Annotated in this window: 1 protein-coding gene (only partly in view); it reads left to right on the plus strand. The window is 72.7% G+C overall.

Annotated features, from left to right (window positions below):
- A protein-coding gene (locus tag N5875_RS38045) for a non-ribosomal peptide synthase/polyketide synthase (protein WP_338499009.1) crosses the window boundary here: on the plus strand, positions 1-7,328 show its end. Its footprint begins 11,908 nt before the window's first position; only the last 7,328 of its 19,236 coding nucleotides appear in the window; the start codon falls outside the window, past its left edge; it ends in the stop codon at positions 7,326-7,328.
- Positions 7,329-7,860 lie beyond the last annotated feature (532 nt).

Here is a 7,860-nt window from a genome sequence, read left to right on the forward strand (position 1 = left end):
CGACGGAGACCACCGTCGACGCGACCTACTGGCGCTGCGAGCCGGACGCCGAGGACGTGTCCATCGGCACACCGATCGCCCACACCCGCGCCTACGTGCTCGACGGGTCCCTCGCACCGGTCCCGGTCGGCGCCACCGGCGAGCTGTACGTCGCGGGCCCCGGCCTCGCCCGCGGCTACCTGGGGCGTCCCGCCCAGACCGGCGAACGCTTCGTCGCCGACCCGTTCTCCACCGCCGGCGAGCGCCTCTACCGCACCGGCGACCTGGTGCGCTGGAAGGACGACGGCCGGATCGAGTACCTCGGCCGCGCCGACGACCAGGTCAAGATCCGCGGCTTCCGCATCGAACTCGGCGAGATCCGCTCCGTCGTCGCCGCCCACCCGGACGTCGACCGCGCCGCCGTCGTCGTACGCGAGGACAGCCCGGGCGACCGGCGGATCGTCGCCTACGTGGTGGCGCCCGGAACCTCCGGCCAGACCGGCCACCAGGCGCTCACGGCCGAGGTCGCCCGGTACGCCGCCGACCGTCTGCCGTCCTACATGGTCCCGTCGGCGGTCGTCGCCCTCGACGACCTGCCCCTGACCGCCAACGGCAAGCTCGACCACCGGGCCCTGCCCGCCCCCGACTACGGTGACGGCACGAGCCCCGGCCGAGCCCCGGCCGGCCCGCGCGAGGAGATCCTCGCCGGGATCTTCGCCCACGTCCTCGACCGCCCCGCGGTCGGCGTCGACGACGACTTCTTCGCCATCGGCGGGCACTCACTGCTCGCGGTCCGCCTCATCAGCCGCATCCGTACCGTCCTCGGCGTCGAGGTACCCCTGCGCACCCTCTTCGAGGCCCCCACCGTCGCCGCGCTCGCGCGCCGACTCGGCAGCGCGGAGACGGCACGCGCCGCCCTGGCGCCCCTGCCGCGCCCCGCACGCACCCCGCTGTCGTTCGCGCAGCGCCGCCTGTGGTTCATCGGCCAGCTCGAAGGCCCCGGCGCCACCTACAACATCCCCATGGGCCTGCGGCTCACCGGCCGCCTCGACCGCCCCGCCCTGATCACCGCCCTGCGGGACGTCATCGGCCGCCACGAGGTGCTCCGCACCCGCTTCCCCGTCGCCGACGGCGAGCCCTACCAGCGGATCGCCGACCTCGACGACCTGGTCTGGGAGCCGTCCGTCCGCACCGTCCGGCCGGAGGAACTCTCCGACGCCGTCGCCGAGGTGGCCCAGCACGTCTTCGACCTGGCCGACGAGGTCCCCATCCGCGCCTCCCTGCTCGAACTCGCCCCCGAGGACCACGTCCTCGTCGTCGTCGTGCACCACATCGCCACCGACGGCTGGTCCACCGGCCCCCTGGCCCACGACGTGTCCCTCGCCTACGCCGCCCGGTCCACGGGCCAGGCACCCACCTGGGAGCCGCTCCCGGTCCAGTACGCCGACTACGCCCTGTGGCAGCGCGAACTCCTCGGCGACGAACGCGACAGCGACAGCGTGACCGGACGCCAGGCCGCCTACTGGCGCCAGGCGCTCGCCGGAGCCCCCGAAGAGCTCACGCTGCCGTTCGACCACACCCGCCCGGCCGTCGCCTCCCACCGCGGCCACAGCGTGCCGGTGGACATCCCCGCCGACGTCCACGCGCGCCTCGCGCACGTGGCACGGGCCGAGGGCGTCACGACCTTCATGGTCCTGCAGGCAACGCTCGCCATCCTGCTCTCCAAGCTGGGCGCGGGCACCGACATCCCGATCGGCTCGCCCCACGCCGGCCGCACCGACGAAGCCCTCGACGGCCTGGTCGGCGCCTTCGTCAACACCCTCGTCCTGCGCACCGACCTGAGCGGCGACCCGACGTTCAGGGACGTCCTCGCCCGCGTACGGGAGAACAGCCTCGCCGCCTTCGCCCACCAGGACGTGCCCTTCGAACGGCTCGTCGAAGAGCTCGCGCCCAGCCGCTCCCTGGCACGGCACGCCCTCTTCCAGGTCATGCTGACCCTGCAGAACACGGCCGAGGCCGTCGTCGAACTCCCCGGCCTCGACGTCCGCGCCCTCGGCACGGGCCCGGCGAAGGCCAAGTTCGACCTCGACGTCATCGTCGGCGAGGCGTTCGACGCCGACGGCGCCCCGGCCGGCGTCCGCGGCGAGGTCACCGCCGCGGCCGAACTGTTCGAACCCGACACCGTACGCCGTATCGTCGACGGCCTCACCCAGGTGCTCGACGCGGTCACCGCCGAACCCGGCACCCGGCTCAGCGCGGTCCCCGTCCTCGACGCGGCCGAGCGGCACCGCATGCTCGTCGAGTGGAACGACACGGCCACCGACCTCGAACCCGCCACGATCGGGGACCTGTTCGCCGCCCACGTCGCCCGCACCCCGGACGCGATCGCCGTGTCCGACACCACCGCGGAGATCACGTACGCCGAACTCGACGCCCGCGCACAGCGCCTGGCCCGCTACCTCACCGGCCGGGGCGTGGGCCCCGAGACCGTGGTCGCCGTCTGCCTGGACCGGGGCGTCGACCTGATGACGGCCCTGCTCGGCGTGGTCAAGGCCGGCGGCGCCTACATGCCGCTCGACCCCGACTACCCCGCCGAGCGTGTCACCTACATGCTCGGCGACGCGGCCCCCGCGCTCGTCCTCGTCTCCGAGACCACGGCCGCCAAGATCCAGGCCACCCACACCGACACGGCCCTGCTCGGCAGCGCCCTCGCCACCGACCCGAACCCCACCGGCACGAGCACGGACGCCACGAGCGCCCCGGCACTCCTGCCGACCCACCCGGCCTACGTCATCTACACCTCCGGCTCCACCGGCCGCCCCAAGGGCGTCCTCGTCCCGCACACCGGCGTCGCCGCCCTCGTCCAGGGCCACATCCGGTCCCTGGGAGTCGGCCCCGGCGCCCGCGTCGCCCAGTTCGCCTCCGCCGGATTCGACACCTTCGGCTGGGAATGGCTCATGGCCCTCCTCTCCGGCGCGACCCTCGTGGTCGTCCCGCCCGAGCGCCGCCTCGGCGACGCCCTGCCCGCACACCTCACCGAGCAGCGCGTCACCCACGCCACCCTGCCGCCCGCGGTCCTCGCCACACTCGACGAGACCTCCCTCCCCGCGGACACCGTCCTCGTCATCGCCGGAGAGGCCTGCCCGCCCGACGTCATGGCCCGCTGGGCCCGAACCCACACCCTGTTCAACTCCTACGGACCCACCGAGACGACCGTCGACGCCACCCTGTGGCGCTGCGACCCGCTCGCCGACGACGTCGCCATCGGCACCCCCGTACTCGACACCCGCGTGTACGTCCTCGACGAGTCCCTGGCACCGGCCCCGGTCGGCGTCGCGGGCGAGCTGTACGTCACCGGCGTCGGCCTGGCCCGCGGCTACCTGGGACGGCCCGGCCTGACCGCCGAACGGTTCGTCGCCAACCACCTCTCCGACGACGGATCGCGGCTCTACCGCACCGGCGACCGCGCCAAGTGGACGGCGGACGGCCGGCTCGTCTTCGTCGGCAGGACCGACGACCAGGTCAAGATCCGCGGCTTCCGCATCGAACCCGGCGAAGTGACCGCCGTCCTGGCGGAACACCCCACCGTCACCCAGGCCGCCGTGATCGCCCGCGAGGACACCCCCGGCGACAAGCGCCTCGTCGCCTACGTCGTACCCGCCCCGGACGCCACCGTCTGGACCGTGTCCGACACCGCCGCCCTCCAGGCCCACGCCGCCGCCCGACTGCCCGACTACATGGTCCCGTCGGCGGTCGTCGCCCTCGACGCCCTGCCCCTGACCGTCAACCGCAAGCTGGACCGCGCCGCCCTGCCCGCACCCCACACCCAGGGCACCGCGACCCCCGCCGAACGCGGCCCGCAGGGACTGCGCGAACAACTCCTGTGCGGGGTGTTCGCCCAGGTCCTCGGCATCGAGTCCGTCGGCGTCGACGACGACTTCTTCGCCCTCGGCGGCCACTCCCTGCTCGCCGTGCGCCTCGCCAGCCGCGTGCGCGCCGTCCTCGGCGTGGACCTCGACATCCGGGTGCTCTTCGACGCCCCGACCGTCTCCGCCCTCGCCGCCCGCCTCGACGACGCGGCCGGCACACGCCCCACCCTCACCGCCGGGGACCGCCCGCAGCGGGTTCCCCTCTCCTTCGCCCAGCAGCGCCTGTGGTTCATCGGCCAGCTGGAGGGAGCGGGCGCCACCTACAACAGCCCGATCGCCGTCACCACGACCGACGAGGTCGACCCGCACGCCCTCGACGCCGCCCTCCGCGACGTCATCGACCGCCACGAAGTACTCCGCACGGTCTACCCGACGGCGGACGACGGCCAGCCCTACCAGGACGTCCGCCCCCTCGACACGCTCGACTGGCACGCCGAGATCCGCACCGTCGCACCCGAGGACCTGGCCACCGCCGTCGACAAGGCCTCCGCGCACGCCTTCGACCTGTCCACGCAGATCCCGATCCGGGCGACGCTCTTCGACACCGGACAGGAACGCGCCCTCCTGGTCGTGGTCCACCACATCGCCAGCGACGGCTGGTCCCTGGCACCCCTCGCCCGGGACTTCTCCACCGCCTACGGGGCACGCGCCGCGGGCCGGGCCCCCGCCTGGCAGCCGCTGCCGGTCCAGTACGCCGACTACACGCTCTGGCAGCGCGAGCTGCTCGGCGACGAGAACGACCCCGACAGCGTCATCAACCGCCAACTCGCCTACTGGCGCGAGGCCCTGGCGGCGGCACCGGAAGAGCTCGACCTGCCCTTCGACCGGCCGCGCCCGGCCGAGGCCTCGCACCGGGGCCACAGCGTCCCGCTCACCGTCCCCCCGCACGTGCACGCCGAGCTCGTCAGGCTCGCCCGCGAGGAAGACGTCACCGTGTTCATGGTGCTGCAGGCCGCCCTGGCGATGCTGCTCTCCAAGCTGGGCGCGGGCACCGACATCCCGATCGGCTCGGCGAACGCCGGCCGCACGGACGAGGCCCTCGACGACCTCGTCGGCTTCTTCGTCAACACCCTGGTCCTGCGCTCCGACCTGTCCGGCGACCCGACCGTACGGGGCCTGCTGCACCAGGTACGCGAACGGAGCCTGGCGGCCATGGCCCACCAGGACGTGCCGTTCGAGAAGCTCGTCGAGGAGCTGGCCCCGGCCCGCTCCATGGCCCGCCACCCGCTCTTCCAGGTCGTCCTGACCAAGCAGAACACCGTGGAGTCCGGCCTCGACGCGGCCGGAGCGGCCGTCGCGTGGACCGGCGGCATGTCCACCGGCAACCGCGCGGTGAAGTTCGACCTCGACGTCATGGTGGGGGAGACCTTCGACACCACGGGCGCCCCCGCCGGCCTCGGCGGCTCGGTCACCGTGGCCACCGACCTGTTCGACCCACAGTGGGCGGGCCGCATCGCCGACGCCTGGACGACCCTCCTGGAGGCGCTGCCCCAGGACCCGGGCCGCCGCCTGAGCGACGTCGGCATCCTGCCGGAGGAGGAGCGGCGCCAGGTCCTGACCGTCTGGAACGACACGTCGACCGACGGCCGACCGGCCCTGGTCCACGAGCGGTTCGAAGCACGTGCGGGCGCCGCTCCCGAGACCCCGGCGATCGTCGCCAACGGAACGTCGGTCTCGTACGCCGAACTGGACGCGCGGGCCAACCGCATCGCCCACTACCTGATCGGCCAGGGCATCGGCCCCGAGTCCGTCGTGGGCCTGTGCCTGCCGCGTGGCGTGGACGTGATCGCCGCGATCCTCGGCGTGTGGAAGGCGGGCGCGGGCTACTTGCCCATCGATCCGGCGCAGCCGACGGACCGGATCGCGTACATGCTCCGTGACAGCCGCGCCGCCCTGGCCCTGACCACGGAGGAGATCCTCGACGAGCTCCCGGCCGGCCGTTCGCGTCTGGTGGCGATCGACGACACGTTCGTCGAGATGCAGCTCGCCGCCGCCCCGACCGACCGCCCCGGACGTTCTGTCGACTCGCAGTCCCTGGCGTACGTGATCTACACCTCGGGTTCGACCGGCCGTCCCAAGGGTGTGGCGGTCACGCACGGCGGCCTGGCGAATTACACGGCCTCGGTCCCCGACCGTCTCGGCTTCGGAGACGAGGGCGCGCGCTATGCGCTGCTCCAGGCGCAGGCCACGGACCTCGGCAACACCGTCGTCTTCGCCAGCCTCACCACCGGCGGCGAACTCCACATCCTGGAGGAGAGTGCGGTCACCGACCCGAAGGTGGTGTCCGCGTACCTCACGGAACACCGGATCGACCACTTCAAGGCGGTCCCCTCGCACCTCGCCGCCCTGTCGGCGGCGGGCATGGAGGGCGTACTGCCCGCCCGGTCGCTCGTCCTCGGCGGCGAGGCCGCGTCGACCCCGTGGCTGCGGGAACTCCTCGCGGCAGCGGGCGAGCGGTCGGTCCACAACCACTACGGCCCGACCGAGACGACGATCGGCATCGCGACCACGCGGCTGACGGCCGAGGGGATCGCGGGCGGGACCGTCCCGGTCGGCACGCCGATCGCCAACACCCGTTTCTACCTGCTCGATTCCCGTCTCCAGCCGGTCCCGGTCGGTGTGACGGCGGACCTGTACGTCTCCGGTGCCGGCTTGGCGCGCGGGTACGTGGGCCGGGAGGCGCTGACCGCCGAGCGGTTCGTCGCCAACCCGTACGAGCAGGGCCAGCGGATGTACCGCACGGGCGACCGCGCGAAGTGGACGGCGGACGGCCAGGTGGTGTTCCTCGGCCGGGCCGACGACCAGGTCAAGATCCGCGGCTACCGCATCGAACCCGGCGAGGTCCAGGGCGTGATCGCCGGCCACCCGCTGGTGGACCAGGCCGCGGTCGTCGCCCGCGAGGACACCACGGGCGACCGCAGGCTCGTCGCCTACGTCGTCGCCGACGACCTGGAGCCCGACGAGAAGGCCGGACTCACCACGTCGCTGAAGGAGTTCGCGGCGCAGCGGCTGCCGGAGCACATGGTCCCGTCGGCGGTCGTCGTCCTGGACGCACTGCCGCTGACCGGCAACGGCAAGCTCGACCGCAAGGCCCTGCCCGCACCCGGCACCCTCATCTCCGGCGGACCCTCCAGCCAGGGACGGGAGCCCGCCACCCGCGAGGAGCGCGCGCTGTGCGAGGCCTTCGCCCAGGTGCTGCGGCTGGACAAGGTCGGAGTCGACGACGACTTCTTCGCCCTGGGCGGCCACTCGCTGCTCGCGACCGAACTCATCGTCCAGGTCCGCGCGGCCCTCGACGTCGACGTCGAGATCCGGTCCCTGTTCAACTTCCCCACCCCCGCCGGTCTCGCGACACAACTCGGCACGCGGAAGTCGAACCGACCGGCCCTGCGACCGATGCGCGATCGGAGGGCCTCGTAACACGAAAAGCACGAGGAATCCAGTGCGTTCAAGCTGAACAATCACATACGCGTTGACAAGCGAATCGGCCGCCTTGTACGAGAAATCGGATAAGGCGGCCGAAGCGCGTGCGGGGGACGTTCAACTGGCGCCCAGGGGCGGTTGAACGAGACCGAGAACCCTCTGTGAGATGCGGCTTTCCGCTAGCCCTTCGAGTCGATCGCGGCGTGAAGGCGGACGATTGATCGCCGATGGGCGCTGGGTCATAGTGGTTCGCGCCATCACGGGGGAGCGACGCATCGAAAGTTCCCGGCGAATTCCCGTTCTTCGCAAGCAGTTTCCGCAGAAGCCCGTCAGAGCTCCTGCGGATCTTTATTGACCAGATTCACCCGGTGCACGCACTTGATTTCCCCAGGGGCATGCAGGGACGTGCACACCACGCCGGCGTTGCTGCCGCACGGGACATTTCCTCCGTGCGGGGCGAATGACGGCAGACGCTTGACAGTCAGCCTGTGCCGGCGTTGCGGCAGGGACGAAGCCAGGAAGGTTCCCG

The organism is Streptomyces sp. SJL17-4 (assembly GCF_036826855.1).
GTDB lineage: Bacteria > Actinomycetota > Actinomycetes > Streptomycetales > Streptomycetaceae > Streptomyces.